At 63.0% G+C, this 26,602-nt stretch carries 28 protein-coding genes and 2 tRNA genes; 16 read left to right on the top strand and 14 right to left on the bottom strand.

What is annotated here, in order from left to right:
* The first annotated feature begins 38 nt into the window (after positions 1-38).
* Positions 39-1,370: a glycolate oxidase subunit GlcF gene (glcF, locus tag AB843_RS19960; protein ID WP_048648656.1), complete on the top strand. Its 1,332-nt coding sequence runs from the start codon at positions 39-41 to the stop codon at positions 1,368-1,370.
* Between the two features lie 225 nt (positions 1,371-1,595).
* Here glcF and AB843_RS19965 read toward each other — a convergent pair whose 3' ends face one another.
* On the bottom strand, positions 1,596-2,393 hold the full coding sequence (locus AB843_RS19965; protein ID WP_048648657.1) for a L,D-transpeptidase: 798 nt from the start codon (positions 2,391-2,393) through the stop codon (positions 1,596-1,598).
* A 268-nt stretch (positions 2,394-2,661) separates the two neighbouring features.
* On the opposite strand from AB843_RS19965, the gene AB843_RS19970 reads away from it, so the two are divergent.
* The 3 genes from AB843_RS19970 (at position 2,662) to groL (ending at position 5,483) form a co-directional block, all read left to right on the top strand.
* The gene (locus AB843_RS19970) at positions 2,662-3,300 is read left to right on the top strand and encodes a DNA-3-methyladenine glycosylase I (protein ID WP_048648658.1); all 639 of its coding nucleotides are present in this window, start codon (positions 2,662-2,664) and stop codon (positions 3,298-3,300) included.
* Positions 3,301-3,478: 178 nt separating this feature from the next.
* Positions 3,479-3,775 (top strand): co-chaperone GroES, encoded by a 297-nt coding sequence (gene groES / locus AB843_RS19975; RefSeq protein ID WP_008593881.1) that lies wholly within the window; start codon positions 3,479-3,481, stop codon positions 3,773-3,775.
* A 61-nt stretch (positions 3,776-3,836) separates the two neighbouring features.
* Positions 3,837-5,483 (top strand): chaperonin GroEL, encoded by a 1,647-nt coding sequence (groL, locus tag AB843_RS19980; RefSeq protein ID WP_048648659.1) that lies wholly within the window; start codon positions 3,837-3,839, stop codon positions 5,481-5,483.
* Between the two features lie 174 nt (positions 5,484-5,657).
* Here the strand turns inward: groL and AB843_RS25855 are convergent, their stop codons facing one another.
* Positions 5,658-5,963 carry a hypothetical protein gene (locus tag AB843_RS25855; protein ID WP_048648660.1) on the bottom strand — a complete coding sequence of 102 codons (306 nt, stop codon included), beginning with the start codon at positions 5,961-5,963 and terminating at the stop codon, positions 5,658-5,660.
* A 372-nt stretch (positions 5,964-6,335) separates the two neighbouring features.
* Between AB843_RS25855 and AB843_RS19990 the strand changes: the two genes are divergently transcribed.
* Positions 6,336-7,700: a hypothetical protein gene (locus AB843_RS19990; RefSeq protein WP_048648661.1), complete on the top strand. Its 1,365-nt coding sequence runs from the start codon at positions 6,336-6,338 to the stop codon at positions 7,698-7,700.
* A gap of 126 nt (positions 7,701-7,826) precedes the next feature.
* Here the strand turns inward: AB843_RS19990 and AB843_RS19995 are convergent.
* The 6 genes from AB843_RS19995 to fumC form a co-directional block, all read right to left on the bottom strand.
* A tRNA-Arg gene (locus tag AB843_RS19995) sits at positions 7,827-7,903 on the bottom strand.
* A 166-nt stretch (positions 7,904-8,069) separates the two neighbouring features.
* Entirely contained in the window at positions 8,070-9,524 is a 1,455-nt protein-coding gene (locus tag AB843_RS20000) for a sensor histidine kinase (protein WP_048648662.1), read from the bottom strand.
* Positions 9,525-10,009: 485 nt separating this feature from the next.
* Complete coding sequence (locus tag AB843_RS20005) at positions 10,010-11,437, bottom strand: dihydrolipoyl dehydrogenase family protein (RefSeq protein WP_048648663.1); 1,428 nt, start codon at positions 11,435-11,437, stop codon at positions 10,010-10,012.
* A gap of 31 nt (positions 11,438-11,468) precedes the next feature.
* The gene (locus tag AB843_RS20010; protein ID WP_048648664.1) at positions 11,469-12,224 is read right to left on the bottom strand and encodes a TVP38/TMEM64 family protein; all 756 of its coding nucleotides are present in this window, start codon (positions 12,222-12,224) and stop codon (positions 11,469-11,471) included.
* A gap of 311 nt (positions 12,225-12,535) precedes the next feature.
* Entirely contained in the window at positions 12,536-12,919 is a 384-nt protein-coding gene (locus AB843_RS20015; RefSeq protein ID WP_048648665.1) for a DoxX family protein, read from the bottom strand.
* 152 nt (positions 12,920-13,071) lie between these two features.
* On the bottom strand, positions 13,072-14,463 hold the full coding sequence (gene fumC, locus AB843_RS20020) for a class II fumarate hydratase (protein WP_048648706.1): 1,392 nt from the start codon (positions 14,461-14,463) through the stop codon (positions 13,072-13,074).
* Between the two features lie 352 nt (positions 14,464-14,815).
* On the opposite strand from fumC, the gene AB843_RS20030 reads away from it, so the two are divergent.
* From AB843_RS20030 to AB843_RS20040, 3 genes are all read left to right on the top strand, one after another.
* Positions 14,816-15,907: a calcium:cation antiporter gene (locus tag AB843_RS20030; RefSeq protein ID WP_048648667.1), complete on the top strand. Its 1,092-nt coding sequence runs from the start codon at positions 14,816-14,818 to the stop codon at positions 15,905-15,907.
* A gap of 250 nt (positions 15,908-16,157) precedes the next feature.
* On the top strand, positions 16,158-16,667 hold the full coding sequence (locus tag AB843_RS20035; protein WP_048648668.1) for a DUF2938 domain-containing protein: 510 nt from the start codon (positions 16,158-16,160) through the stop codon (positions 16,665-16,667).
* Positions 16,668-16,797: 130 nt separating this feature from the next.
* Positions 16,798-17,202 (top strand): VOC family protein, encoded by a 405-nt coding sequence (locus tag AB843_RS20040; RefSeq protein ID WP_048648669.1) that lies wholly within the window; start codon positions 16,798-16,800, stop codon positions 17,200-17,202.
* A gap of 11 nt (positions 17,203-17,213) precedes the next feature.
* Here AB843_RS20040 and AB843_RS20045 read toward each other — a convergent pair whose 3' ends face one another.
* From AB843_RS20045 to AB843_RS20055, 3 genes are all read right to left on the bottom strand, one after another.
* Entirely contained in the window at positions 17,214-17,501 is a 288-nt protein-coding gene (locus AB843_RS20045) for a PTS sugar transporter subunit IIB (protein WP_048648670.1), read from the bottom strand.
* Between the two features lie 88 nt (positions 17,502-17,589).
* Entirely contained in the window at positions 17,590-18,051 is a 462-nt protein-coding gene (locus AB843_RS20050; protein WP_048648671.1) for a PTS sugar transporter subunit IIA, read from the bottom strand.
* A gap of 12 nt (positions 18,052-18,063) precedes the next feature.
* Positions 18,064-19,467: a PTS galactitol transporter subunit IIC gene (locus AB843_RS20055; RefSeq protein ID WP_048648672.1), complete on the bottom strand. Its 1,404-nt coding sequence runs from the start codon at positions 19,465-19,467 to the stop codon at positions 18,064-18,066.
* A 569-nt stretch (positions 19,468-20,036) separates the two neighbouring features.
* On the opposite strand from AB843_RS20055, the gene AB843_RS20060 reads away from it, so the two are divergent.
* The gene (locus AB843_RS20060; protein WP_048648673.1) at positions 20,037-20,258 is read left to right on the top strand and encodes a hypothetical protein; all 222 of its coding nucleotides are present in this window, start codon (positions 20,037-20,039) and stop codon (positions 20,256-20,258) included.
* A 203-nt stretch (positions 20,259-20,461) separates the two neighbouring features.
* Here AB843_RS20060 and AB843_RS24655 read toward each other — a convergent pair whose 3' ends face one another.
* From AB843_RS24655 to AB843_RS20075, 3 genes are all read right to left on the bottom strand, one after another.
* Positions 20,462-21,361, bottom strand: coding sequence for a hypothetical protein (locus AB843_RS24655; protein WP_053086159.1), 900 nt, complete (start codon positions 21,359-21,361; stop codon positions 20,462-20,464).
* A 209-nt stretch (positions 21,362-21,570) separates the two neighbouring features.
* On the bottom strand, positions 21,571-21,930 hold the full coding sequence (locus AB843_RS25725; RefSeq protein ID WP_157384560.1) for a hypothetical protein: 360 nt from the start codon (positions 21,928-21,930) through the stop codon (positions 21,571-21,573).
* Positions 21,931-22,121: 191 nt separating this feature from the next.
* Positions 22,122-22,196: transfer RNA gene (locus tag AB843_RS20075), tRNA-Thr, on the bottom strand.
* A 242-nt stretch (positions 22,197-22,438) separates the two neighbouring features.
* Between AB843_RS20075 and AB843_RS20080 the strand changes: the two genes are divergently transcribed.
* The 7 genes from AB843_RS20080 to AB843_RS20110 all read left to right on the top strand — a co-directional run bounded on the left by AB843_RS20080 (position 22,439) and on the right by AB843_RS20110 (position 26,594).
* Entirely contained in the window at positions 22,439-22,639 is a 201-nt protein-coding gene (locus tag AB843_RS20080) for a hypothetical protein (RefSeq protein ID WP_048648675.1), read from the top strand.
* Between the two features lie 216 nt (positions 22,640-22,855).
* Positions 22,856-24,145, top strand: a complete 1,290-nt coding sequence (gene murA / locus AB843_RS20085) for a UDP-N-acetylglucosamine 1-carboxyvinyltransferase (RefSeq protein WP_048648676.1) — start codon at positions 22,856-22,858, stop codon at positions 24,143-24,145.
* A 22-nt stretch (positions 24,146-24,167) separates the two neighbouring features.
* On the top strand, positions 24,168-24,611 hold the full coding sequence (locus AB843_RS20090) for a DUF2948 family protein (RefSeq protein ID WP_048648677.1): 444 nt from the start codon (positions 24,168-24,170) through the stop codon (positions 24,609-24,611).
* A 1-nt stretch (position 24,612) separates the two neighbouring features.
* Positions 24,613-25,098 (top strand): UPF0262 family protein, encoded by a 486-nt coding sequence (locus AB843_RS20095; protein WP_048648678.1) that lies wholly within the window; start codon positions 24,613-24,615, stop codon positions 25,096-25,098.
* Between the two features lie 32 nt (positions 25,099-25,130).
* Complete coding sequence (locus AB843_RS20100) at positions 25,131-25,610, top strand: arsenate-mycothiol transferase ArsC (RefSeq protein WP_048648679.1); 480 nt, start codon at positions 25,131-25,133, stop codon at positions 25,608-25,610.
* A gap of 103 nt (positions 25,611-25,713) precedes the next feature.
* Positions 25,714-25,932, top strand: a complete 219-nt coding sequence (infA, locus tag AB843_RS20105) for a translation initiation factor IF-1 (RefSeq protein WP_006200926.1) — start codon at positions 25,714-25,716, stop codon at positions 25,930-25,932.
* A 29-nt stretch (positions 25,933-25,961) separates the two neighbouring features.
* Entirely contained in the window at positions 25,962-26,594 is a 633-nt protein-coding gene (locus AB843_RS20110) for a Maf-like protein (protein ID WP_048648680.1), read from the top strand.
* Positions 26,595-26,602: the final 8 nt, after the last annotated feature.

Consider the following 26,602-nt stretch of genomic DNA (forward strand, 5'->3'; position numbering starts at 1 on the left):
TCTACCTGACTGCAAAATGCTCTAAAGAAGGAGATGCCGTGCAGACGAATTTCACGCCCCAACAGCTCGCCGATCCGCATGTGGCGGAATCCGAGGCGATCCTGCGCAAATGCGTGCATTGCGGCTTCTGCACGGCGACCTGCCCGACCTATGTGACGCTCGGCAACGAGCTCGACAGTCCGCGCGGGCGCATCTACCTGATCAAGGACATGCTGGAAAACGGCAGGCCGGCGGACAAGGAGATCGTCACACACATCGACCGCTGCCTGTCGTGCCTTGCCTGCATGACCACCTGCCCTTCGGGCGTCAACTACATGCATCTGGTCGACCATGCGCGCGCGCATATCGAAAAGACCTACCGCCGGCCCCTGTTCGACCGGCTGACCCGCTCGGTGCTGGCGCAGGTACTGCCTTATCCGAACCGCTTTCGCCTGGCGTTGAGGCTTGCCCGTTTCGGCCGCCCCTTCGCTTCATTGTTCCGCAGGATTCCAGCTCTGAAGCCGATGGCGGCAATGCTGGACCTGGCGCCCGCAACGACGCCGACGCATCGACCTGCCACCGCCGGGCCTGTGCTCGGACACAAGCGCGGGCGCGTCGCCCTTTTGACGGGCTGCGCCCAGTCCGTGCTCGATCCAGGCATCAATGCCGCCACCGCGCGGCTTCTTGCCCGCCTTGGCGTGGAGGTGGTGCAGAACCCCGCCGGCGAAGGCTGCTGCGGGGCGCTGGTGCATCACATGGGCCGCGAGGACGACGCGCACTCCGCCGCGCGGCGCAATGTCGATGCCTGGACGCATGAGATCGAGACCGGCGGGCTCGACGCAATCGTCATCACCGCTTCGGGCTGCGGCACGACGATCAAGGATTACGGCCACATGCTGCGGCTCGACCCCGCTTATGCGGCCAAGGCCGATCGCGTCTCGGCGCTTGCCCGGGACGTCACCGAATATCTTGCAACGCTCGACCTGCCCGCGCCCGCCGTCGCGCCCGGCCTCAGCGTTGCCTATCATTCGGCCTGCTCGATGCAGCACGGCCAGAAGATCACCCGAGAGCCACGCGCGCTGTTGAAGCAGGCGGGCTTTGATGTCCGCGAGCCGCGTGAGGGGCATCTGTGCTGCGGCTCGGCCGGCACCTACAACATCCTCCAGCCCGAGATCGCCGCCAAGCTGCGCGACCGCAAGGTGACCAACATCGAGGCAACGGGTGCTGCCGTCATCGCCACCGGCAATATCGGCTGCATGACCCAGATCGGCGCCGGGACGGATATCCCCATCGTCCATACGGTCGCGCTGCTCGACTGGGCCTATGGCGGACCGAGGCCGGAAGGCGTCCCGGAAATGGCGCGGGCTCCGGAGATGGCGGCGGCGGAATAAGAACGGAAAAAGGGCGGCGCTCCCCCAAGCGCCGCCCTTCTCCACTAGCCCGGCGGTCCCCAACCGGGCATCCCCCACTCGGACAGACCGTTGCTTCACCGAAGCGAACGTCTGCTCTGTCCTTTCTGCCAGTCCGCATTTGTGCGGACGGCTGGCGGCAAAATGCCTTCTCACCCGCATTTTTGCCGACGCCTGACGATATCGTCAGGCTGCAAAATGCTTCCCTCAGATCACCACAACCTCTGCGCCGACCGGAACGCGGTTGTACAAATCCATCACGTCCTCGTTGCGCATGCGGATGCAACCAGACGACACCGCCCGGCCGATGGTCCAGGGCGCGTTGGTGCCGTGGATGCGGTAGAGCGTCGAGCCAAGATAAAGCGCACGGGCGCCAAGCGGATTGGCAGGCCCGCCCTTCATATGCGCGGGCAGGACCCGGCCCTTGGCTTTCTCTCGGGCGATCATCTCCGCCGGCGGGCGCCAATCCGGCCACTCGCGCTTCTGCGAGATCTTCTCCGTGCCCGTCCAGCCGAAGCCTTCCTTGCCGACACCGACGCCATAGCGTTGCGCCTGGCCGTTCTTCAGGACCAGGAACAGGAAGCGCTGCTTGGTGTCGACGACGATGGTGCCCGGCGCATGCTTGCCGTTGTACTCGACCACCTGAGGCAGCCATTTCGGGTCGCTCATGCTCCACGAGCGATCGCTCGGCGTGGCGTTGTAGGCCGCCGGCTGGGCCTGTTGCACGGGGGCCACGGCCCGGCGGTTGGCCCGGTAGTCCTGCTGCACCTGCGGCTGGGCCGACCGGCCCCTTGCCTGCTGATAAACGCGGTATTCCTGGACCTGCTGCTGGCGATGCTGCGGCGCGGCGGGGGCCTGCCCACGGCGCAACTGCATCACCCACGGGGCGGAAAGATCAGGACTGACGAGAACCGGCGGCGGCTCCACGTAGCGGTCCTGGGCATGTGCCCCCCAGGAAATCAGCAGCGCGGCGGAAATGCCGGCGGCACGCATCATCGACTTCATGAGACTTTACTCTCTGTTGCTCATCACATTGACCAGGCCCTGCCACAGACCCTTGCGGGAATCGGGTGGCGCAGGCAGGAACGCGGGTACTAAACGCCGTTCCATGTCAGGATGCTGCCGGACACCTGCAACTGAATGGTGAATCCGTTTTGATAAAATGCAATGATTCCGGAAAACCATTTGGCGTGGTTACCGACCGGTTCAAAAAGCTGGTGAACATATCGCTAAATCGGCCTGATTGCCCATTAACCAGAGGAATTTACAGAGAATGAGCGAGCAGAAGACCGGATTGATCATCGGCGCGGACGGGCTGACGCGCTGCTTCTGGCCGGGCGCGCTACCGGACTACCTGGCCTATCACGACCAGGAATGGGGCCGTCCGGTGACCGACGATCACCGCCTGTTCGAAAAGCTGTGCCTGGAGGGATTTCAATCCGGGCTTTCCTGGCTGACCATCCTGCGCAAGCGGGAGAATTTTCGCGAAGCCTTCGCCGGATTCGACTTCGAGAAGGTCGCGCGCTTCACCGACAGCGACGTGGAACGGCTGCTTGGCAACACCGGCATCGTGCGCCACGGCGGCAAGATCCGCTCGACCATCAACAACGCCCAGCGCGCGATCGAACTGTGCGAAAAGGAAGGCTCGCTGGCGGGCTATTTCTGGCGCCAGGAGCCGCGCCCGCACGAGCGTCCGGACCCGGTCGATTATCCGACGCTGGTCGCCAACCCCAAGACGGACATCTCGACGCGCATTTCGAAGGACCTGAAAAAGCGCGGCTGGTCGTTCGTCGGGCCGACCACCGTCTACGCCTTCATGCAGGCAATGGGCCTGGTCAACGACCATATCGAGGGCTGCGCCTGCCGGGCCGAGGTCGAAAAGCTGCGCGGCCAATTGCGCCGCCCAAGCTGAACCGCGATCAGCCGTGCTCAAAAATGGCCGTGCGGTTCCCGGAAAAACTTGACTCGCATGAGAGGCGCCACTATCTCAAAGCCGCGTTAGCACTCGCCGATAGGGAGTGCTAATCGACGTCCGGCGTCGCCGGACGGAGGAAAAGCCTAATTCATCATCCGAATCAAGGGTTCAGAACATGGCCAACACGAATTTTCGCCCGCTCCATGACCGCGTGGTCGTACGCCGGGTCGAATCCGAAGCAAAGACGGCTGGCGGCATCATCATCCCCGACACCGCGAAAGAGAAGCCGCAGGAAGGCGAAATCATCGCCGTTGGTTCCGGCGCACGCGATGAAGCGGGCAAGCTGGTTCCACTGGACGTCAAGGCCGGCGACCGGGTGCTGTTCGGCAAATGGTCGGGCACCGAAGTCAAGCTCAATGGCGAGGATCTCCTGATCATGAAGGAATCCGACATCATGGGCATCATCGGCTGATTATCGCCACCAGATCGAAACGGTAACAGAGCTTCCCAAGAAGCTCAGGAGCTTGAGAAACATGGCTGCAAAAGAAGTAAAGTTCTCCCGCGACGCGCGTGAGCGCATGCTGCGCGGCGTCAACATCCTCGCCGACGCGGTGAAGGTGACGCTCGGCCCGAAGGGCCGCAACGTCGTTCTCGACAAATCCTTCGGCGCCCCGCGCATCACCAAGGACGGTGTGACGGTCGCCAAGGAAATCGAACTTGAAGACAAGTTCGAAAACATGGGCGCACAGATGGTGCGTGAGGTCGCTTCGAAGACCAACGACATCGCCGGCGACGGCACCACGACCGCCACGGTTCTGGCCCAGGCGATCGTCCAGGAAGGCGCCAAGGCGGTTGCCGCCGGCATGAACCCGATGGACCTGAAGCGCGGCATCGACAAGGCCGTCGACGAGGTCATCGCCTACCTGACCAAGGCCACCAAGAAGATCAACACTTCGGAAGAAGTCGCCCAGGTGGGCACGATCTCGGCCAATGGCGAGAAGGAAATCGGCCAGATGATCGCCGAGGCGATGCAGAAGGTCGGCAATGAGGGTGTCATCACCGTCGAGGAAGCCAAGACCGCCGAGACCGAGCTCGAAGTGGTCGAGGGCATGCAGTTCGACCGCGGCTACCTCTCCCCTTACTTCGTCACCAATCCGGAGAAGATGATCGCCGATCTCGACGATGCATACATTCTCCTGCACGAGAAGAAGCTCTCCAACCTGCAGGCTCTGCTGCCGGTCCTGGAAGCCGTCGTCCAGTCGTCCAAGCCGCTCCTCATCATCGCCGAGGACGTCGAGGGCGAGGCCCTGGCCACGCTGGTCGTCAACAAGCTGCGTGGCGGCCTGAAGATCGCCGCCGTCAAGGCTCCGGGCTTCGGCGACCGCCGCAAGGCCATGCTCGAGGACATCGCGATCCTCACCGGCGGCCAGGTGATTTCCGAGGACCTCGGCATCAAGCTTGAGAACGTCACGCTCGACATGCTGGGCCGCGCCAAGAAGGTCTCGATCTCGAAAGAGAACACGACCATCGTCGACGGTGCCGGTCAGAAGGGCGAGATCGAGGGCCGCGTCGCCCAGATCAAGCAGCAGATCGACGAGACCACGTCCGATTACGACCGCGAGAAGCTGCAGGAACGTCTTGCCAAGCTCGCCGGCGGCGTCGCCGTGATCCGCGTCGGCGGCTCGACCGAGGTCGAGGTGAAGGAGCGCAAGGACCGCGTCGACGACGCGCTGAACGCGACCCGCGCCGCTGTTGAGGAAGGCATCGTGCCTGGCGGCGGCACCGCGCTTCTGCGCGCCTCGCAGGCGATCAGCGTCAAGGGCGACAATGCCGACCAGGACGCCGGCGTCAACATCATCCGCCGCGCCGTTCAGTCTCCGGCTCGCCAGATCGTCACCAATGCCGGCGACGAGGCTTCCGTTGTCGTGGGCAAGATCCTCGAGAACAAGGCCGTCACCTTCGGCTACAACGCCCAGACGGGTGAGTATGGCGACATGATCGCCATGGGCATCGTCGACCCGATGAAGGTCGTGCGCACCGCCCTGCAGGACGCGGCTTCGGTTGCCGGCCTGCTGATCACCACCGAGGCGATGGTTGCCGAACTGCCCAAGAAGGACTCCCCGGCAATGCCCGGCGGCGACATGGGCGGCATGGGCGGCATGGGTGGCATGGGCTTCTAAGCCAGGCCATTCACCCCTTGAGAACAAAGGAAGGGCGCTCCGCAAGGGGCGCCCTTTCTCGTTTGACCGATCAGCCTGCACCATCGGACATACGACGAAGCGCATCTTCGTGCTCCGGCGACCGCGCATGGCTGCCGGCACACCGGCAAATAAAAAAAGTGTTTTGTGAACACTTCAAGAGCACTTCTGAAAAGCCCAGAAATCCGACGTTCCAGTATCACTGTTTTCACGTGGGTTTTGAACGGTCGAAACATCAGCTACGATCGACTGGTAGCGAATCGCGGGATGGCTCTCGACATGGAACGCATCGAAGGGTGGAACGTCGCCGCGAGCCTCGCCGGGGAGCAGTATCTTGACTATCGAGGTGCGCCGCCAGATGGATGGCTGGATACCTTGGTCGAACACGGCGTAGGCGAGCGGCTGCCAGACGGCAAGATGCGCCTCAATGCTCTCGGCCATCGCTACCGCGAGCGGCTGCATCGGGCGTAGCGCTGCGGGCGCAGACCTTTCCCCGAAAGGCCCCCCCATGCAGGGCCAGGCGTTCTCACATCGTTCCTGAATTTGGGAGCGGCCTTATTCCGTCCGGAGGGGATGCCTCGCGCGACCAGGTGGCATGGAGAGGGGGTATCCTCGAAATCAGATACCCTCTCCGGAGAGGTGGAGCTTGTGCGATCTTCGACCTTCAAATGGGCAACAGGGGGTGCCTTTCGCTGCGTCTGAGAAGGTAGGGGTGCCTCCGGAAATCAGAGCCTCTTGCTTGCAGGGATCGAGTCCTTGCACGTTTCGGAAGTTGGAGGGGGTCCGGGGAAGGATTCGCTTCCGGCGCGGACAGCACGCACGCGGACGGGCGAGATGACGAAGGATGAGCTGATCGGCGAGATCATTGACGAGTTGCTGGCGATCAGCCGCGGCGCGCCTCCGGTCGAGAACTCGCTGTGGAACATGCCGCCATCGATCGCGCTTGAAGACGGCCACTCGTTGCTGATCAACGACAGGGTCGAATTGTTGCTGGGAAACTATCAAAGGATCCTTGTACAGAACGACGCCGGCATCGCGCGGTCCTATTCCCAGAAGGAATTCGGCAAGGTGGTCGCGATGGCATTTGGCGCCGTGCTGGCAACGATCGACCTGGACGATGACCGCACGGAAAACATCAAGGTTGTGAAGACGGCGGTTAGCCAGTCGCTGACCGAAACGACAGCGCACCTGCCGCAAGCGCGCGACCTGGTGTTCGGTTGCCACCTTTTCGCGGACCCGGTGGCGGCGATCGAAATGGGTCCTGTTCGGATTGAGGATCGCAGCGAGTGGTTGGGTCGGATGACGGTGACGGGAGCCTTTTCCGCTGTCGCGGGACGACGGATCGCGCGCCGTTGGTCAGGCCTCCCGATCGGGCGCAGGAAGGGTTCCGCCGACAGCATGTGGGAGCGAACCGCCCTCGATATTATCGGCAAATGCGGGGCCGTCTGCACCGTCTCGGTTCGATCGATGTCCCCTCGCATGGCCGAGGCGCGAGCATCGACCGCCGCGCGCATGTCGCTTGCGGCAATCGGTCTGCTCTGGCAGCAACCGTCGAGTGTGCTGCGGGGGATTGGCCTCGCCTACGATCACGGCCGGGAGCATCATCGGGAAACGATTGTCATCATCGACGGCAAATTCGGGGCGTCGAACCACACGCTGGCGCGCCTCCCTCATGGCCCCACGATCGAAGTCGGGAAGTGGAAGGACTTCTACGAACGCGACACATGGTTCTTCGAGGTGATCGGCGAGCTGTTTGCCGAATACCTTCACGTCGCCAGCTCGTCACGGCCGCGCATGATGAGCGCCTTGTTCCATAGCCTGTGGTGGTTCCAGCAGGCCTGCGTCGAGCATTCCCCCTTGCTGGCGGCTATCAAACATGCGGCGGCGATCGAGGCGCTGGCGGGCGGACGGGAAAAGCAGGGGATCATGGAGCTGCTTACCGCGCGTCTATCCCTCGATCGGAAGCGGCAGGCCTTCAAAGACGGAACAACGCTCGATCAGTTCATCGAGCAGCTGTACGGCGTGGCGCGAAGCCAGACCCTCCACGGGACGAACGTTCGGCACGCCGAGGATTGGAGCCAGCTTCAGGTGCGCTCGGAGCAGATGGCCCGCTTGGCGCTGCGGAGCGTCACTCACTGGCTGTCGAAACACCCCAACACCGACGAGTTGGCAGCGCTTCGGTCCACCGCCAATCCTTAGGTTTGAAGGACATGACCTATCACTTTCGCGTAATCTTCCTTCCGCACGTGCCTAAACGACCACTTTTGACCGCCTGACAGGACGAGCGAGGATGCCGAATAATTTAATGATTTCAATAAGATAATATGGCGCGCCCGAAAGGATTCGAACCTCTGACCCCCAGATTCGTAGTCTGGTGCTCTATCCAGCTGAGCTACGGGCGCGTCGGTTGCCGAGAAGGCCAACCGTTGTGGCAGCCGATGACTGCCAACCGCGGTTACCTAACGAGTGGCGTGGATAAATGCAAGCGTCATAAAGCGAATTTTCGCATATCCGCACAGGGCGTTGGCTGGCACGCCGCGCAATCGGGCAACGCATTCCTCCCAACGGTCAGCGCTCCGCCCGCTGGTCGGGGATGGTGATGGCGAACACCGTGTGCCCACCGACGCTTTCCACCAGTTCCAGGTCGCCGCCATGGGCGCGCACCAATTCCAGCGCGATCGCCAGGCCGAGGCCGGTGCCGCCGCTCTTGGCGGAGCCGCGAAACGGCGCGTAGAGGTTTTCGCGCGCCTTCTGCGGCAGGCCAGGCCCCGTATCCGTGACGAGAATGCGCGTCGTCTCGCAGTCGCGCTCGGCGGCGATGGTCAGTCGGCGGATGACGTTCGGGTCCTTGTCGCCGGCCATCGCCTGGATCGCGTTGCGGCAGAGATTGGCGAGCACCCGGAAGAGCTGCTCCGAATCCGCATCCACCTCCAGATCCGGCTCCACCGCATTGACGAATGCGATGCGGTTGTCGGCATCGAGTGGCAGGATGCTCTGCACATCGTCGACGAGTTGCCGCAGCCGCAGCCGTCGCCGGTTGGGCGCGGCTTCCTGCGTCCGGCCGTAGGTCAAGACACCTTCCGAGTAGGTGACGGCCCGGTCGAGCGCGCGCAGGAGGCGCGGCGCCAGGGATTTGACGGCCGGGTCGTCGATCATGCTCAGCCGGTCCGACATCAGATGCGCCGAGGCCAGCATGTTGCGCATGTCGTGATTGATCTTCGACACGGCAAGGCCGAGATCGGCCAGCCGCTTCTGTTCGCCGAGCGTCTTTTGCAGCGCCGCCTGCATGCGCGCCAGCTCGTGCTCGGCGACGCCGATCTCGTCACCACGCCGCTCGGGCGCGATCACGCGGCGAGGATCGTCCGGTGCCGCGGAAAACGACAGCATCGAACGCGTCATGGCGCGGATCGGCCGGATCATGATCCGGTTGATGGCGTAGAAGACCAGGGTCGCGGTGAACAGGGAAATGATCAGCGAAAGCAGGGTGACATTGCGGGCGTAGATCAGCATGGCGTTGCGCAGGCCGGCATCGGGGATGAGGATCTCGAACACCTTGCCGCTTTCGCCGACCGCGCCGAAGATGCGGAACACCCGCTCGCCGCCGAAGAACAGCGTGCCGAAGGTTTCGACGATCGCCGCCACCGGCGTGATCGTGTCGAGGTCCAGATGCGCATCGACCTGCGGCGGCATGTCGGAGATGACGAGAATGCGCGAGATATCGGCATCGCGCACGGCGATCGCCTTGACGCCGGTCGCCATCAGGATTTCGTCGCGAATCGCCGGATCGAGACGGTCGTTGCCGCCCTCCATCAGAACGACGCTCACCGCCGCCGCATTGGTCAGCCGCTGCATCATCCATTGCATGCCGAAATTGGCCACAGACGGGATGAAGATCAGCACTTCGGCGATCATGACGAACAGGACCGTCAGAACCAGCAGCTTGGTGGACAGGCCGCGTGTCAGCGGTACGGAACCGGTAATGCTCCGCTCGTCACCCGCATTGTGGTCCGCCTTGTCCACCATCGTCCGCCTTTCGGAGCCACGCGCGTCGGGCGGGCGGCCATTCAGGCACGCTACTGCATAATTCCTTAAATCGGAATCGATTTGAGGAAAAAATTATGCAGCATTTCAAAGTGTTACAGCGTCCTTTGCGCGTCTGAAAAGACGCGCGGCGCTGTAAAGTATTTTGCCGCCAGGTGGAATCACCTGGAAGCCGCATAGATGGGGAGAAACAACAGGATGGAGCCTGCCCGTTGTGCTGGGGCATAGTACACGACGCGACAGTTTGCACCCCATTGCATAGATGTGGATGCGTGGTTCGACAAGCTCACCATGAGGGATGTTGGACCTTGCAGGGCGTCTGGTTCCCCGACGTTGCGGATGGTTTTTGCAACCATATATCCACCCTCATGGTGAGCTTGTCGAACCACGCACAACGCTGTTGCCACAAGATCAAACACGACCGAAATCGGCATGCGTCGTGTACCATGGTGCCGGGGAGGTGAGCTTCACCCGAAGCGGCGCAGGAAACGCACCAGCCCGCGTACGAAAGGCTTGCGCGGCGCCGCCGAAAAATAGGTGATCGCGGCGCGTTTGCCGATTTCGGTCATCGTCGGATAGGGCGCGACATAGCCGGCCACGTCGCGCACGCCGAGCTTCTGCGACAGGGCAAGCGCCCAGAGATTGATCATCTCGCCGGCACCAGCGCCGACGATCGAGGCGCCGAGAATGCGACCCTTGCGGTCGGTGACGAGCTTGATCAGGCCCTCGGTCTTTCGTTCCGCCTGGGCGCGGTCGTTCTCCGCATAGGGCCAGCGCAGAATGTTGATCCTCCTGTGGCTCTTGCGTGCCTCGTCCTCGCTGAGACCGACATGGGCGATCTCCGGGTCGGTGTAGGTCGCCCAGGGAATGATCGCGCGGTTCTCCCGCGCCGACAGCCGGAACAAGAGCGCGCGCACCACCAGGCCGGCGTGATAGCCCGCCACATGGGTGAATTGCAGGCCACCCGCCACGTCGCCGATGGCGTAGACGCGCCTGTTGCTGGTGCGCAGCCTGTCCGACACGGCAATCCCCTTGCGGCCATGGACGACGCCTGCCCTGTCGAGATCGAGCGCGTCGATGTTCGGCGTCCGCCCGGCCGCTACCAGCAGGTGCGATCCTTCGATCGTCCCGTCGCCGGTCTCACTCTCGATATGCACCCGCACGCCGGAACGCCCGTGCTTCTCGATCCGCGTCACCCTGGTGCGTTCGAGGATGGAAACGCCCTCGGCGCGAATCCGGCGGAGTGCCAGTTCGGTGAGCTCGGGATCGTCCTTGCCGAGCGCGGTCAGCGCCTCGACGACGGTAACCTTCGATCCCAACCGCCGGTGCGCCTGAGCGAGTTCGATGCCGATCGGCCCGCCACCGATGACGATCAGATGGGCCGGCAAACGCGTCTGCTCGAAAATGGTTTCATTGGTCAGATGAGGCACCGCATCGATACCGGGAATCGGCGGCACCAAGGGCGAGGACCCTGTGGCGATGACGAAGCGGCGGGCGCGGATCGTCTGGTTTCCGGCAACCACCGTCCTGCCATCCGTGAAGCGCGCTTCGGCCTGGATGACCCGCACGCCAAGGCTGGTAAAGCGCTCGACCGAATCGTTCGGTGCGATTGCCGCGATGGTCTGTTCCACATGCTTCATGACGCGGCGGAAATCGACATCGGCATCGACCGGGGCGATGCCGAAACCCTCTCCCTGGCCCATCAGATGCGCCTGCTTGCCCGCCGCGATCAGCGCCTTGGAGGGCACGCAGCCATAATTCAGGCAGTCGCCGCCCATCTTGCCCTTCTCGATCAGCACGACGGGCACGCCGAAGGCGGCGGCGGCGGCGGCCACCGTCAGGCCGCCCGAGCCGCCGCCGATGACGCAGATGTCGGGAGTGAGAATGCTGCTCATGAACGCGGTCTCGGTTGTCGGATGCTGTGGGTCATGCGGCGCGGCGCAGCTTTCTGATGACGAGCGGGATCGCCGCCACCACTGCAAGTGCCGCGAAGGCGATGGTCAGTTGCGGCGTCACCAGATCACTGAGCGTCACGTCGCGCCCCGCCCGCGCTGCCGCGGTCAGCACGCTGTCCAGCCCATGGCCGAGATAGGCGTAGGCAAAGGTTGCAGGCAGGATGCCGATGAAGGTCGCCAGCGCATAGGTGCCGAGCCGCACGTTGAACAGCGCCGGGGCGATGTTGACCATCCAGAACGGGAAGATCGGCGCCAGGCGCAGCACCAGGAGATAGCCGAAGGCGTCCTTCTCGAAACCCTTGGCCATTTGCGAGGCGCGGCCACCGAGCCGGCGTGAAAGCGCGTCGCCAAATGCGCTGCGCGCCGCCAGAAACACCGCCGCAGCACCAATGGTCGCGGCGACCGCCACCAGCGCACCACCCAAAAGCCAGCCGAACAGGAAGCCGGCGAAAAGCGTGAGGATGGAGGCGGCGGGAAAGGAAAAGGCGACGGCCAGCGCATAGAGCGCTGCGAAGCCAGCCGGCGCCAGAAGCGGATTGGCCGCCACGTAGCCCCGCAGCGCCTCGCGGCTTTCGGCGAGAAAGCCCAGCGACAGATATTGGTGCAGGCCGAGCGCGTAGCCGCTGACCAGGCCGCCGGCAATAACCAGCATCGGCAGGACACGACGAAGCAATCGACGTTTCCCCGCCGTTTCATTCTGGTCTGTGGTCATCTGCATCATCGCCATCTGTCCAGGGCTCCGGACGTCAAAGGTCTGTTCTTCCATCACTTGGGGTCTACATGCGCCCTGGGCCTGCTCCGTGCAATGCCGCCGGCGGCGGTCTCACTGCGTTTTGAGCAGCGGACGGGGCCGTATCAACCATCCGTGATGGCCCGCCCTGGACCTGCACGCGCCCATTGAAGCTCTTTTTTGCCTTCCGCGTTCATGCGGGCGTCAAGTGGTTCCCCCGGACTGCATGGTTCCGCAGGGCGGAAACGAAAAAGGCCCGCGCGATGCGGGCCTCTTCAGTCTTGACGATGGGTGCGTTGACCGGGCGTCTATGCCTTGCCGCGATCGACGGACAGAGCCGCCGGGCCGAATGCGGCCAGGACCAGAAGACCGCCGGCGATCGCCAGGTTCTTCATGAACTGGATGCTCTGCATCTGGTCGGCGAAATCGAAATGCGCGATCAGCGCCGAGCCGACGCAGAACAACGCCAGCAGCAACGCCGCAATGCGGGTCTTGAAGCCGACCAGAATGGCAAGGCCGCCGACGAGTTCGAGCAGCGCCACGACCCAGGCCGTGACCATCGGCGCAGGCAGGCCGAGACCGCCGAAATAGCCGGCGGTGCCACCGATGCTCGTCAGCTTCGCGTAGCCGGACGTGATGAAGATGACCGAGATCAGAATACGGCCGACAAGGACGAGGATGTTTGCAGACATTGTTGGGCAATCCCGTGTGAGAGAAGGTGGGCCCCTATACACAAAAACACTGTATAAGAAAATAGGCCCAGTGTTGACGCTGTGTCGTCAAAATAGATGACAATCGCAACATAATCCAGCCGCGTCAGATGGACAGCGCCGGCGACGCGCCCTCACGCAGGCGCGATCATCTTTTCAGGACGCACCAGCCGATTGTAATCCTCTTCCGAGACGAGGCCGCTCTTCAGCGCCTCCTCGCGCAGCGTGGTGCCGTTCTTGTGCGCCGATTTGGCGATCGCCGCCGCGTTGTCGTAGCCGATGGCGGGCGCCAGGGCGGTGACCAGCATCAGCGAACGCTGCATCAGGTCGGCGATGCGGGTTTCGTCGGCCTCGATGCCCTTGACGCAATTGTCGGCGAAGGAGCGCATCGCGTCCGACAGGATGCGGATCGACTGCAGCACCGCATTGGCGATGACCGGCTTGAACACGTTGAGCTCGAAATGGCCCTGGCTGGCGGCAATGCCGACCGTCGTCTGGTTGCCCATCACCTGCGTGGCCACCATGGTCAGCGCCTCGGCCTGGGTCGGGTTGACCTTGCCGGGCATGATCGAGGAACCAGGCTCGTTTTCCGGCAGCTTCAGTTCGCCGAGGCCTGAACGCGGGCCGGAGCCGAGGAAGCGGATGTCGTTGGCGATCTTGAACAGGTCGGCTGCCAGTGCATTCAGCATGCCGTGGAACGCGTTGAGCGCGCCATGGCTGGCCAGCGCCTCGAACTTGTTGTCGGCGGTGCGGAAGGGAAGGCCCGTGATGGCGGCGACGCGCGCGGCAAAATCCCTGTCGAAGCCGATCGGCGCATTGAGGCCGGTGCCGACGGCCGTGCCGCCCTGCGCCAGCGCGTAAACGTCGCCGAGGCTCTCCTCGATGCGCCTGGCGCCAAGCTGCAGAGCCGCCACATAGCCGGAGAATTCCTGGCCGAGCGTGAGCGGCGTGGCGTCCTGCGTGTGGGTGCGGCCGATCTTGACGATGGCGTCGAATGCCTTTGCCTTCTGGTCCAGGGCCTCCGTCAGATATGCGAGCGCCGGCAACAGATCGGCCGCCGCCTCCCGGCCGGCGGCAATGTGCATCGCCGTCGGGAACGTATCGTTGGAGGATTGGCCCATATTGACGTGGTCGTTGGGGTGAACCGGCTTTTTCGTGCCCATCACGCCGCCAAGCCGCTCGATCGCCCGGTTGGAGATCACCTCATTGGCGTTCATGTTCGACTGGGTGCCCGAACCTGTCTGCCAGACGGCCAGCGGGAAATGGTCGTCGAGCTTGCCCTCGACCACTTCCCCGGCGGCGGCGATGATCGCCTCGCCGAGCTTCGCGTCGAGCTTGCCCGACGTCACGTTCACCTCGGCCGCCGCCTGCTTGACGATGCCCAACGCGCGCACCAGCGGCACCGGCATCTTCTCCGTGCCGATCTTGAAATTCGACAGCGAGCGCTGCGTCTGCGCGCCCCAGTAGCGGTCAGCGGCAACTTCCAGCGGGCCGAACGTGTCGGTCTCGGTACGGGTGTTGGACATGCGATCGTGCTCCATTGTCAATTCATGCGTCGGGCGGCCATCGGCGATGTTCCACCATCATATGGGTATCCGCCCGGGAAACGCCGCCGTTTAATGGCGCGCGCCGGAGGATTTGGCAATGGGAGCGTCGTGGACTTTCCGCACATCTCCACGCCGCGCGCCTTCCGCCGGTTGTGCGGCGCGACGGGTGACGCCCAGATGGAAATCAGGCCCGGCCTGCCAAGTCCAACGCCAAGAATGTTGTTCATCGTCATTGTGCACAAGTTGAGAGTAGCCGACTAATCTGATTGAAATCTTCCCTTTGATAGTTTCTCCGGAACAGATGATTTCATTCCGGCAAGGGGGTGTTTTCATGAAGTTCGAGATTTTGCCGTCGTGGCGCGCATCTTTCCCGCCAATCGCCGCCGCGCTTCTCGCCGGCGCCGAGCATTTTTATCTGGTCGATGCCCACGCGCTTCCTTTCCTGGTTCTGGCGGGCGGGCTGCTGATCGCCAGCGTCTTTTCCGCCGTCCATTTCGCCGAAACCGTTTCGCATCGCATTGGCGAGCCATTCGGCTCCATCGTCCTGGCGATCGCCGTCACGGTCATCGAGGTGGCGCTGATCGTCTCCATGATGATGTCGCCATCCGAAGGCGATCCCACGGTTGCGCGCGATACGGTGTTTGCCACCGTCATGCTGGTGCTGAACGGCGTCGTCGGGCTGTGCCTTCTGGTGGGCGGCCTGCGGCACAAGGAGCAATTGTTCCAGAGCCACGGCGCCGCGGCCGCCTTTGGCGTCCTCGGAACGCTGGCGACCCTGACGCTGATCCTGCCGAATTTCACCCTGGCGGTCGCGGGGCCTTATTATTCGCCGGTGCAACTCGCCTTCGTGACGGTGGTGTCGCTGGTTCTCTATGGCACGTTTCTGTTCGTGCAGACGGTTCGCCATCGCGGTGATTTCCTCGACATCGCCACCGCCGGCCAGGCAGAGCACCATGCCATTCCGACGAATGGCAAGACCGCCGTCAGCGGCGCTTTTCTCGTCGCCTCGCTGTTGATGGTGATCCTGCTCGCCGAAATGCTGGCGCCGAGCGTCGAGACGGGCGTCGCAGCGATCGGCTTCGCCGAGGCGTTCGTCGGCCTCATCATTGCTGCGGTCATCCTGCTGCCGGAGGGTATGACAGCGTTCCGCGCCGCCTCGTCCAACCGGCTGCAGACCAGCCTGAACGTGGCAACCGGCTCTGCCCTGGCAAGCATCGGCCTGTCGATCCCGGCCATCGCCGTCGTGTCCTTTCTGCTCGGACGGCCGATCACGCTGGGCCTCGAACCCGAGCATATCGTCCTGCTCGTTCTCTCGCTGTTCGTCGGCACGCTCACCTTGGCGACCGGCCGCACGACAATCATGCAGGGTGCCATGCACCTGGTCATCTTCGGCTGCTTCGTCCTGCTTACAGCCATACCGTAGTGGTGCGATCCCAACAGATGGTACTCATCTGTTGGGAAAAATCGCCCCACCAGATCAATAGCTTGTGGGCTGACTTGTCGAAACAGATGGGTTCCATCTGTTTCGGTCAGACCACTAGGCGCGGGATCAAACAACGCTCCATCGGACATTGACAGCGCACCGGCATTTCATCATTAATCAATAAATCAATTGAATGTATTAATTTTGAACGCCCTGACGGCAATGAAACGACCTGGAAGGAAGCCGGCGCATGAATGAGGGAATGGAATTTGTCGTGCGGGCAGCACTGATCGGCATCGGCGCGACGCTTGTGATGGATGTCTGGGCGGCCATCCAAAGGCTGCTGTTGGGCATCCAGCCGTTGAACTACGCCATGGTCGGCCGGTGGATGGGGCATCTGACCAAGGGGCGCTTCGTTCATGACCCGATCGGCAAGGCCGCGCCCATCCCCGGCGAGGCAATCCTGGGGTGGAGCGCGCATTATGCAATCGGCATCGTCTTCGCCGCCCTGCTTCTGGGCGTATGGGGGGTCGACTGGGCGCGCAACCCCACCCTCCTTCCGGCGTTGATCACCGGGCTGGCGACGGTGGCGGCGCCATTCTTCATCCTGCAGCCCGGCCTGGGCGCCGGGATCGCCGCATCCAAAACGCCACAGCCGAACGTCGCCCGGCTGCGCAGCCTCGTCGCGCACACCTCTTTTGGTGTCGGTCTCTATCTCGCGGCGCTTCTCTTCACGCTGCTCATGCCGTCCCAAGGGTGAAAGCCGGCGGGCAAGAAGCGGCGCACAGCGTCCTGCAAACGTCGGAGTATCCTTGATCAAATGATAGGTTTGGGCGAATAAGCGAAGGCGACGACATGTCGATGCGTGGGCACAAGCCAGGGAGGCACTCTTGACCGACACCGCGAAAGCCGGGATTCCATCCACCAAGGGGCAGATCACCTTCTTCTACTATGCGGACATGGCCGCCGCCGAACGGTTTTACGGCACGGTGCTCGGCCTGGAAAAAACGTTCGACAAGGAATGGGTGAAATTCTTCCGCCTCGCCGATCACGCGCAGGTCGGATTGATCGATGAGGCCAAAGGCCATCACGCGGCGGGCAATGCCAGGGGCGTCATGCTGAGCATCGAAACCGCCGAGTTGGAAGCCTGGTATGCGCGGGCGAAGGCCGGCGGAGCCGAGTTCATCAAACATTTGAACCCGGACCAGACAACCAACGCGTTGGTCAACGCCTTCCTGTTGCGCGATCCGGGCGGCTATTCGGTGGAGTTCTTCCGCTTCAACGACGCCGCCTGAAGCGGCGCGGCTCAGGCGCGCAACGCGGCCTCGATCTTGTCGAGCGCCTCGGCCTTGCCCATTCCGGTCAGGAAGGCGAGCGTGACAATCGACGGCACGGGCAGATCCGACGGCAATTGCGTCGTCGAGACGATCAGATCCATGCCGCTCGCTTCGCTGCGCACCTCTGTCGCCTTGCACTGGCGCGGGTCGATGCTGATGCCGCGCTCCTTCATGGCCTCGACGACGGCATGCGAAACCACCGTCGAGGTGGCGATGCCGGTGCCGCAGGCGAACAGAACGCGTTTCTTGATGCTCATGCGATTCTCCCGATCAGCGCTCTAACCTTTTTGTTTTACCGCATTCATGCGGATGTCAGGTGATCCCACCTGACTGCAAAACGCTATGTTATTTCAGTATCGCCGCCACGTCTTCAAGGGACGCGGCCTGCATAAGGCCGGCAATGGCCGCCTCGCTCTGGATCGTCTCGATGATCTGCTGCAGCATCTCGATCTGCCGGTCCTTGTCGTTGAGCGCCATCAGGAAGACGAGCCCGACCTCCACCACCTCGTCGGGATCTTCCATATTGGCGAAGGCGACCGGCCTGGCGAGCGTCGCCAGGGCAATGCCCGGCTTCAGCACATGCTCGGGATCGGTGTGCGGCACGGCGACATTGACGGCACGGCCGAGCGGCAGGCCCGTCGGCATTGCTGCTTCACGGGCGATGACCGCATCGGCGAAGCTGCTCTTCACATAGCCGCCGCGCTGCAGCCGATCCGCCAGAAGGCGAATGACCGTTTCGCGGTCGTCGGCCTCGACCCCGAGGGCGATCGCCCCGGGATCGATCTGGGTGATGAGTGCTTGCGTCATCGACGACCTTTCTCAGCCTTCCTGTTCCGCATCGTCCCCGGCGCCGGCCGCCCGCTCCCAGGCAGCCGTGTTGCGGCGGTAAAGCCAGAAACACGCGGCGATGATGGCCGCCAGCAATGCCAGCCCGGCGGCGCCGAACCCGCGGATCGTGGCGATCACGGCATAGGAAATCCACAGGAAGCCATCGACCACGGAGGTGATCTGCACCGCGTTTTCCGGCAGTTCGAAGCCCGAAGCGACGGCCGCGCTGGTGAACAACGGGGCGAGCGCATTGGCGACATAGAAGCCGGCGGCAAGCGTCACCGTGCCGACGATGACCATGCGGAACACGTTGCCGCGCAACAGCGGCGCCGTCATGGCGACGATGAACGGGATAACCGCCAGGTCGGCGAACAGGATGACCCGGTTGCCGGGCAGGATGATCGACAGGACGATGGCGATCGGCACCAGGATCAGCGAGGCGGAGATGGCCGCCGGATGGCCGATCAGGATCGCCGAATCGAGGCCGACCAGCAGTTCGCGGTCGCCGGTGCGCTTGCGGACAAACTCCTGTGCCGCTTCCGAGACGGGCAGAAGCCCCTCCATCAGGATCTTCACCATGCGCGGCAGGAGCAGCATCACGGCGGCAAGCGTCATGCCGGTCTGCAGCACCTTCGACAGGACGACGCCGAAATCGCCGGCATTGTAATAGGCGATGACACCAAGCACGAGACCGATGATCAGGCCAAGCACGACCGGCTCGCCGAAGACGCCGAAGCGCCTTTCGATCGTCTCCGTCGAGATGTTGACCCGGTTGATGCCAGGAATGCGTTCGATCAGCCAGTTGACGACGATGGCGATGGGCAGGATCTGGGCGGAGGCCAGATGCGGCACGGAAACGCCCGGAATGCCATAGAATTTCTGCACCGCCTTCGCCGACCAATCGGCGAACAGCAGGGACAGCGCGGCCATCAGCGCAGCGATCACCAGCCCATAGGCCAGGCTGCCGGTGGCGGCGACGGCCAGCGAGCCGATGAAGGCGAAATGCCAGAAATTCCAGACATCGACGTTCAGCGTGCGTGTCATTCGGGTCAGCAGCAGGGCGATGTTGACGGCGATGCCGATGGGAATGACCCACAGGCCGACCGACGAACCAAATGCGATTGCCGCCGCCGAGGGCCAGCCGACATCGACGATATCACGCTGAATGCCGGTGTTGGTGACGATCGCCTGGGCCACATCGCCGATGGAGCCGAGCATCAGGCCGAGCACCAGATTGATGCCGATGAAGGCAACACCGATGGTAACGGCGGCGCGGAACGCCTTGCCGACCCGGGCGCCCAACACCACCGCGATGACGAAAATCACGATGGGCAACAGCACGGTTGCGCCAAGCGTGTCCACGGCCGCTTTAAGGCCGCTCAGAAATGCGTCCATTCTTCTCCCCCCGGAGCGGGCGCAAGCCCCTCCTCATCCTGGAGCGCCGTGCGTTCGCTCGGGCGCTCGACGAATGCTTCAAACCGTTCGATCCACACATCGTGCTTTTGCGAAGCCCGCTTCCGGCTTTCGCCTCGATGCGTTAGAACATTTGTCTCCTCTACAAGACGCAAGTTTATTCCCGCCGCGGTCCGCCTGTCAATTGGCGATCCGGCGCCAACTGCGCCGACAATGCAAAAAACAAAAAAATACGCGCCGCCTATTTGCTCATAATCACCCCCCGGCAGCACTGTCCATTCAGACACTCAATGAAGACATCGGACAGGGGCAATGACGCTCGATCAATCCAAACCATATTGGCCGGCAATCCTGGCTGGCGCGATTAATCCACCCCCTCGCCCCGTTCGCAGTCCAAGCTCTCCCGCCTAGCCGGAGAGCTTCACGAATAGCCGGTCCTCCCGCCCCCCGGGCCGGCTTCTCCCAAGGCCTCGTCTGCCTCCGCAGGAGTGCAAACGAGGCCTTGGGACCCAACCATCCCGACCGGATCGTAGCACGTGGGTCGCCTTGCCATGGACGAAGCCATGCCCGCCCAACCGCTGATCGATCAGTTCACCATTTTCATGCTTCTCGATGAACTGGCCGGACTTGGCCTGTCGGATGCGGAAGTGGACCTGCTCATCGTGCGGCAGGGGCCGGTGGATCTCGATCTATTGCAGGAATGCAAACGTTTGCATCCAGCCTTCGGCCGCAAGAAGACCAGCAATCCGCAGCGGCGTATGGGGCGAAAATAGCCGACGACCGGCGGACCCGACATGGCCGAAGGTGCCTTTCATCCGGACGGTTGTTTCCCTGACTGGACTGCCCATCAAGCGCGAATGCCGAATGCACGGGCAGAGTATACTTGCCCGTCCATTCGGCAGCGCGAAGGACGCTCCGGTTGTTCTTGAGAACACGATGCTTCGGGACCGCCGGACCGGGCGGGATCACATGGAACTCACCTCGAAAGGTCGTTTGCCAGAACCTTCGCTCCGTCGGCATATGGAGACAGCACGCCGTCGTAACCGAACAACGAGGCCGCCATGTTGGCGGCGATCGCGTCGGCGGCCGTATTGCGCGCATCGACCGCGACCTCCTGACTGACCCGCGACGAATAATAGGTCTCGCGGGAATCGGCATCGACGAGATGCCAGTATACGCGGACATTGTCGTTCTCTACCTGCACCGTCGTCAGCAACTGATACAGGCGCTCGCTGTCGCTGAAGGACTTGCGCGCCTGCGAGACGACCGCATCGAGCTTCTCCTCGGCGCGCACGCCGATCAGGCGGATCGCGTCATGGCGTCCCATCTGAACCCACAACGCCTCGGTCAGCGCATGTGCGAAGCGGCCGGACGCCTGATCCGCCGCGCCGCTGCGGGCGCTGTCGAGCACGACGACCGCGTGCTCCGCGCCGGCGGGCGCCTTCAGGTCGGAGACAGAAAGGGCAAAGACCGTTCCATAGCCGATCGCGGCTGCCGTGACGACGGCCAGGCCGGTCGCGACAAACTCCTTCGAGGTCAAAAAGAACTTCAGGCGCTGAAGGGCCTGTTTGAACCTCGAGCACTTCTTGAAGGAAGGAACATAGGCGCCCAGTGGCAGACTGATCCGCATGTCATCCATGCGCCCCTGCCCGGCGTAGTATTCGTTCAGGGATTTGCGCAATTGCCCAGCGGCGATCCGCACGATGGGATCGACCGTCGCATCGAAGTCCGCGTCACGGCCGAAAACATCCACGGCGATGGTGAACGCCTTGATGCGGTCGGCCCGTCCGGCAATCGTCTCCTCGACGACGAATGTCAGAAACCGCTTGTTGCGTTCGGATGCCCGGAAATGCGGGTTTGCCAGGAGCGCCTGCAACGTCGCGAGGCGCTCATCCTGCTCCTTCGCGGCGGCATTGCGGGGCTCTGCGCGCGTTCCAGCCCTTGGGCTCCGGGAAACGCTCCGCTCAATCTTGGCAGTGTTCGTAAGAGTATGTTGCAGCATCGTTCTTTCGCTCTGTGCATCCGCCGAGAACAGGCTCGGGGATTTGATGGATGTTCGGGAACACTGGCTCACCTACCCTCTGTTCAGAACGCCAATCGCTTTCTCAGCGCGGCCTTCATCACCCGCCTCGCATATACGGTGCGAATCGGTATTGGCGCCTTCATCGCTTCAAACTGTCTGCAGGACCGTTCGATCTGGTTCAGCAAACACCAAAGTTCGAAAGTGCTTATGCTCATTTCGTCCGCCAGCCAGGTCGAAAGCGTCTCGATGTCTCCCAGCCGCGGAACGCCCGAAAACGGATCGAGCACCGGCTTGTCTTCCAGTTTCTGTTTTGCGCGAAAGGAATCCGCGTAAGATCCGCGTATCCCTTGGGCTACCGACACATTTGAGATACGATGATCGATACTGGGACTATTACTTCGCAAGCCAAATGCGCTTGCCATCCGGCTGTCGTAACCGGATGATTCTCAAACTGGTTCGACTACGCGTTATGGGCAAGTAAGGATCGCCCTTCGATCCGCGCGGTGCACCGCGAAACCGTAACATTGTGGATGGCTTACGGCTGGGACGGGTGTGCAAATCCGGGCCAGCAAATCAAGGTCGATCGCGTTTTTGGGAATCGGCGGGGATGAACTGGTGCTGCGAGAGAGGATTGAACTCTCGACCTCTCCCTTACCAAGGGAGTGCTCTACCACTGAGCTACCGCAGCAGCGCCATAACGGGTTCTCGTGACCGGCCCTGATCGAGGAACAAGACCTCACCGCCCCTTTGATGCCACATGGCCCGCGCAATGTCGGAGCCATGATGCGGCGGACTTCTGCCACAATGAAAAGCATAGCGCAAGCGCACATTCGCGGTGATTGCCGAGCGCCGGCGGCACCGCATCGACACCGCTTGCAGCCGGGCGATTGCCCGGTACGATGCAACTGACGCGAACTTGAGGGCAATGGCTTGACCGAACCGAAGCAGGATGACCGCAAAGGAGGCGCCGACAAGGGTGGCAGCGGGGGTGGCGGACGCGGCGACAGGCTGGCTGCGGAACTGCGCGCCAACCTGGCGCGGCGCAAGGCCCAGGCGCGCTCGCGGCGCCAGGGGAATGCCGACGAACGGCCGGAGGGCCTGTCGACCGAAGCAAAGAGCAAGAAGCCGTGAGCGGCCGCACCCAAGCATTCCTTGCGCCTGAAGCAGCCTTGTTTTAGGACCATTTTAGATAAACATGCTTTTGCGTGGGCGAGTGACGATGCCGAAACCGAACTGCCTCCCCGCGACCGGGCTTTATCATCCCGCAAGGCACTCAATGCATTCTGGTCCAGCGGGGAAAATCCCGCCGCGACCGAGACTGGGGATCGCCCCGGGAAGTGAGAACAGATGGATCGCATACGCATAACCGGCGGCAACACGCTTCACGGCACGCTGCCTATCTCCGGCGCCAAGAACGCCGCCCTGCCCCTGATGATCGCCTCGCTTTTGACCGACGACACGCTGACGCTCGACAATGTGCCGCATCTGGCAGACGTCGAGAGCCTGATTCGCATCCTCGGCAATCATGGCGTCGATTATTCCGTGAATGGACGTCGCGAAAGCCAGGAAAAGGGGTATTCCCGCACCATCCATTTCACGGCGCGCAGCATCGTCGACACGACGGCGCCCTATGAGCTGGTGTCGAAGATGCGGGCGAGCTTCTGGGTCATCGGGCCGCTCCTGGCGCGCATGGGCCGGGCCCGTGTCTCGTTGCCGGGTGGCTGCGCCATCGGCACGCGGCCGGTGGATCTGTTCATCGACGGCCTGCGCGCACTGGGTGCGGAGATCGAGATCGAACAGGGCTATGTGCTGGCGGAAGCCAGGAACGGCCTGATCGGCAACCGATACGTGTTTCCAAAAATCTCCGTCGGCGCGACGCATGTGCTGATGATGGCGGCGGCGATGGCCAAGGGCGAGACGGTGCTGGAGAACGCGGCGCGCGAACCGGAGATCGTCAACCTGGCCGATTGCCTGAACGCCATGGGCGCGAAGATTTCCGGCGCGGGCACGGCGACCATCACGATCGACGGCGTGACCAGCCTTTCAGGCGCCCGCCACCGGGTCATTCCCGACCGGATCGAGACCGGCACCTACGCGATGGCGGTGGCGATGACCGGCGGCGACGTGATGCTCGAGGGTGCCGAGGCCGACCTCCTGGAAACGGCGCTTGGAACACTGGAGCAGACCGGCGCCGAGATCATCCGCACCAATACCGGCATTCGCGTGCGCCGCAACGGACACGGCATTACGCCGGTGGATGTCACCACCGAACCGTTTCCCGGTTTCCCGACCGACCTGCAGGCCCAGTTCATGGGCCTGATGACGATGGCCAAGGGACGGTCGCACATCACCGAGACCATTTTCGAGAACCGGTTCATGCATGTGCAGGAACTCGCCCGGCTGGGCGCGAAAATCTCGCTGTCGGGCCAGACCGCCGTCGTCGATGGCGTGGCGGGCCTGCGCGGAGCGCCGGTCATGGCGACGGATTTGCGCGCCTCGGTTTCCCTCGTCATCGCGGCGCTCGCGGCCGAAGGCAGCACCGACGTCAACCGGGTCTATCACCTCGACCGGGGCTTCGAGCGACTCGAGGAAAAGCTTTCGGGCTGCGGCGCGACGATCGAGCGTATTTCCAGCTGAACTCAGAACGGCGCGGTTGACCATGGACTTTCTCAAACTCGTGGCGCTCGATGAGGAGGATCTGGCGATCCTTTCGGCGCATCTGCAGGATGCGGTCACCAAGGTGGGTGACCTGGCGTTCGAACCGGGCGACAAGCGGTTCGCCCTGGCGATGAACCGGTTCGTCTGGGAGAAGGAAACCAAACGCCGCGCCTTCCGGCCGACGCCGCATGAGCGGCGGCGCAGCATCCTGCATTTCGACCGCGTCCAGTCCGTGAGGACCGCCGGCATCGACCGCAGCCGGCCGAACGACATCCTGTCGCTGCTCGCCGTCGACTTCACCATGGGCGCGGCGCCTTCCGGCACGGTCGAACTGATCTTCTCGGGCAATGCGGCGATCCAACTCGACGTGGAGTGCGTCGAGGCGCGGCTGACGGATCTCGGCGCCGCCTGGGAAACGCCCGCACGACCAGACCACGATCTCTGAGATGAGCTGCGCCGGCTCCGACACAGCACGCCTGGTCGAAGTCGAACTCGACGAATCCGTCGGCCGCGCGACCCCCGACATCGAGCACGAGCGGGCCGTGGCGATCTTCGACCTGGTGGAAGAAAACAGCTTTCGGCCGGTCGGCGACGAGGCGGGAGGCCCCTACAGGTTGAAGCTGTCGCTGGTCGATTCGCGGCTGGTTTTCTCGATCTCGCGCGAGAATGGCGAAACGGTGGTGACGCATATTCTCTCGCTGACGCCTTTCCGGCGCATCGTGAAGGATTATTTTCTGATCTGCGAGAGCTATTACGATGCGATCCGCAGCGCCACACCGAGCCAGATCGAGGCCATCGACATGGGACGGCGCGGCCTGCACAATGAGGGCTCCCAGACCTTGATGGATCGCCTGAAAGACAAGATCGACGTCGATTTCGACACGGCGCGCCGGCTCTTCACGCTGGTCTGCGTTCTGCATTGGCGGGGCTAGACGATGCGCTTCGGCGGCCGTGGAGCACGGCCATGAACGCACTCGACCCCTTGTCCAAGGCAGACAAACGACGCGCTCCGCAGTCGGTCCTGTTCCTGTGCGGCATGAACGCCATCCGCTCGCCGATGGCCGAGGCCCTGGCACGCCGGGCCTTGCCGCGCAGCGTCTTTCTCGCCTCGGCCGGCCTGCGCGCCGGCGAACGAGATCCCTTCGTCGATGCGATCCTCGACGAAGACGGCCTGACGCTCGGCGACCGGCATCCGCAATCGATCGAGGAACTCGCCGACACCAATTTCGACCTCATCATCACCCTTTCTCCTGAGGCACATCACAGGGCACTGGAAATGACCCGCACCATAGCCGCCGACGTGGAGTATTGGCCGATGCTGGACCCGACCATCGTCAGCGGCACGCGCGAGCAGATCATGGCTGCCTATCGCGATGTGCGCGAGCGGCTGGCCGCGGCGATCGGCGCCCGTTTTGGCAAGCGCAACAAAACGGACACAAATTAACTTCAGGCCACCCTAAGCTTGTTCACAAAGACGGATGAATGGGCTAGGTTCCGCGCCAATTCCGGCCGTCGGCCGGGAATATCTGCAAAACCGAAGGTATCGGATGCCAAAGGAAGAAGTCCTGGAGTTTCCAGGCGTGGTTACGGAATTGCTGCCGAACGCGATGTTTCGCGTAAAGCTGGAAAACGAACACGAAATCATCGCGCACACGGCAGGCCGGATGCGCAAGAACCGCATTCGCGTTCTGACCGGCGACAAGGTGCTCGTTGAAATGACGCCCTATGACCTGACCAAGGGTCGCATCACCTATCGCTTCAAGTAGAACCGACAACCGCGACCGGTAAGACAAGAATGAGCGCCTTTCAGAAACTCGTGCTTGCTTCCGGATCGCCGCGGCGTGTCGAACTGCTGCAGCAGGCAGGTCTCGAGCCTGATCACCTGGTCCCGGCCAATATCGACGAGACGCCGATCAAGGGCGAGCACCCGCGCTCCCTTGCCAAGCGGCTGTCGCGCGGCAAGGCGGAAAAGGCGCTCGAGCGCCTGCGGAAGGACGGCGCGGCGGAGGACGGATTCATCCTCGCCGCCGACACGGTGGTCGCCGTCGGACGACGCATCCTGCCCAAGGCGGAGATGATCGACGAAGCGTCGAACTGCCTGCAACTGCTTTCCGGCCGCTCGCACCGCGTCTTCACCGGACTTTGCCTGGTCACGCCGGCCGGCAAATTGCGCCAGCGGCTGGTCGAGACGCGCGTGCGCTTCAAGCGCCTGTCGCGCGAGGAACTGGAGAGCTACCTGGCTTCCGGCGAATGGCGCGGCAAGGCCGGCGGCTACGCCATCCAGGGGCTTGCCGGAACGTTCGTCGTCAAGCTGGTCGGTTCCTATACGAATGTGGTCGGCCTGCCTCTGTTCGAGACGGTGAACCTGCTGGTGGCCGAGGGCTACAAGGTGCATTTCAACTGGCTTTCGGGCGCGCGAGACCAGTAGACCGGGGA

Source organism: Nitratireductor soli, assembly GCF_001050155.1.
Taxonomy (GTDB): domain Bacteria; phylum Pseudomonadota; class Alphaproteobacteria; order Rhizobiales; family Rhizobiaceae; genus Nitratireductor; species Nitratireductor soli.

What these genes read in the sequence shown, in the direction of transcription:
- AB843_RS20030 (WP_048648667.1), top strand. Translation starts at nt 14,816, where the DNA reads ATGAAGTTCGAGATTTTGCCGTCGTGGCGCGCATCTTTCCCGCCAATC.
- AB843_RS20100 (WP_048648679.1), top strand. Translation starts at nt 25,131, where the DNA reads ATGAACGCACTCGACCCCTTGTCCAAGGCAGACAAACGACGCGCTCCG.
- AB843_RS20095 (WP_048648678.1), top strand. Translation starts at nt 24,613, where the DNA reads ATGAGCTGCGCCGGCTCCGACACAGCACGCCTGGTCGAAGTCGAACTC.
- AB843_RS19990 (WP_048648661.1), top strand. Translation starts at nt 6,336, where the DNA reads ATGACGAAGGATGAGCTGATCGGCGAGATCATTGACGAGTTGCTGGCG.
- AB843_RS20090 (WP_048648677.1), top strand. Translation starts at nt 24,168, where the DNA reads ATGGACTTTCTCAAACTCGTGGCGCTCGATGAGGAGGATCTGGCGATC.
- murA (WP_048648676.1), top strand. Translation starts at nt 22,856, where the DNA reads ATGGATCGCATACGCATAACCGGCGGCAACACGCTTCACGGCACGCTG.
- AB843_RS25855 (WP_048648660.1), bottom strand. Translation starts at nt 5,963, where the DNA reads ATGCAGCCGCTCGCGGTAGCGATGGCCGAGAGCATTGAGGCGCATCTT.
- AB843_RS20055 (WP_048648672.1), bottom strand. Translation starts at nt 19,467, where the DNA reads ATGGACGCATTTCTGAGCGGCCTTAAAGCGGCCGTGGACACGCTTGGC.
- fumC (WP_048648706.1), bottom strand. Translation starts at nt 14,463, where the DNA reads ATGTCCAACACCCGTACCGAGACCGACACGTTCGGCCCGCTGGAAGTT.
- AB843_RS25725 (WP_157384560.1), bottom strand. Translation starts at nt 21,930, where the DNA reads ATGGCAAGCGCATTTGGCTTGCGAAGTAATAGTCCCAGTATCGATCAT.
- AB843_RS20015 (WP_048648665.1), bottom strand. Translation starts at nt 12,919, where the DNA reads ATGTCTGCAAACATCCTCGTCCTTGTCGGCCGTATTCTGATCTCGGTC.
- groES (WP_008593881.1), top strand. Translation starts at nt 3,479, where the DNA reads ATGGCCAACACGAATTTTCGCCCGCTCCATGACCGCGTGGTCGTACGC.
- groL (WP_048648659.1), top strand. Translation starts at nt 3,837, where the DNA reads ATGGCTGCAAAAGAAGTAAAGTTCTCCCGCGACGCGCGTGAGCGCATG.
- AB843_RS20010 (WP_048648664.1), bottom strand. Translation starts at nt 12,224, where the DNA reads ATGGCGATGATGCAGATGACCACAGACCAGAATGAAACGGCGGGGAAA.
- AB843_RS20000 (WP_048648662.1), bottom strand. Translation starts at nt 9,524, where the DNA reads ATGGTGGACAAGGCGGACCACAATGCGGGTGACGAGCGGAGCATTACC.
- AB843_RS20110 (WP_048648680.1), top strand. Translation starts at nt 25,962, where the DNA reads ATGAGCGCCTTTCAGAAACTCGTGCTTGCTTCCGGATCGCCGCGGCGT.
- AB843_RS20050 (WP_048648671.1), bottom strand. Translation starts at nt 18,051, where the DNA reads ATGACGCAAGCACTCATCACCCAGATCGATCCCGGGGCGATCGCCCTC.
- AB843_RS20005 (WP_048648663.1), bottom strand. Translation starts at nt 11,437, where the DNA reads ATGAGCAGCATTCTCACTCCCGACATCTGCGTCATCGGCGGCGGCTCG.
- infA (WP_006200926.1), top strand. Translation starts at nt 25,714, where the DNA reads ATGCCAAAGGAAGAAGTCCTGGAGTTTCCAGGCGTGGTTACGGAATTG.
- AB843_RS20035 (WP_048648668.1), top strand. Translation starts at nt 16,158, where the DNA reads ATGAATGAGGGAATGGAATTTGTCGTGCGGGCAGCACTGATCGGCATC.
- AB843_RS20045 (WP_048648670.1), bottom strand. Translation starts at nt 17,501, where the DNA reads ATGAGCATCAAGAAACGCGTTCTGTTCGCCTGCGGCACCGGCATCGCC.
- AB843_RS20060 (WP_048648673.1), top strand. Translation starts at nt 20,037, where the DNA reads ATGGACGAAGCCATGCCCGCCCAACCGCTGATCGATCAGTTCACCATT.
- AB843_RS19970 (WP_048648658.1), top strand. Translation starts at nt 2,662, where the DNA reads ATGAGCGAGCAGAAGACCGGATTGATCATCGGCGCGGACGGGCTGACG.
- AB843_RS19965 (WP_048648657.1), bottom strand. Translation starts at nt 2,393, where the DNA reads ATGAAGTCGATGATGCGTGCCGCCGGCATTTCCGCCGCGCTGCTGATT.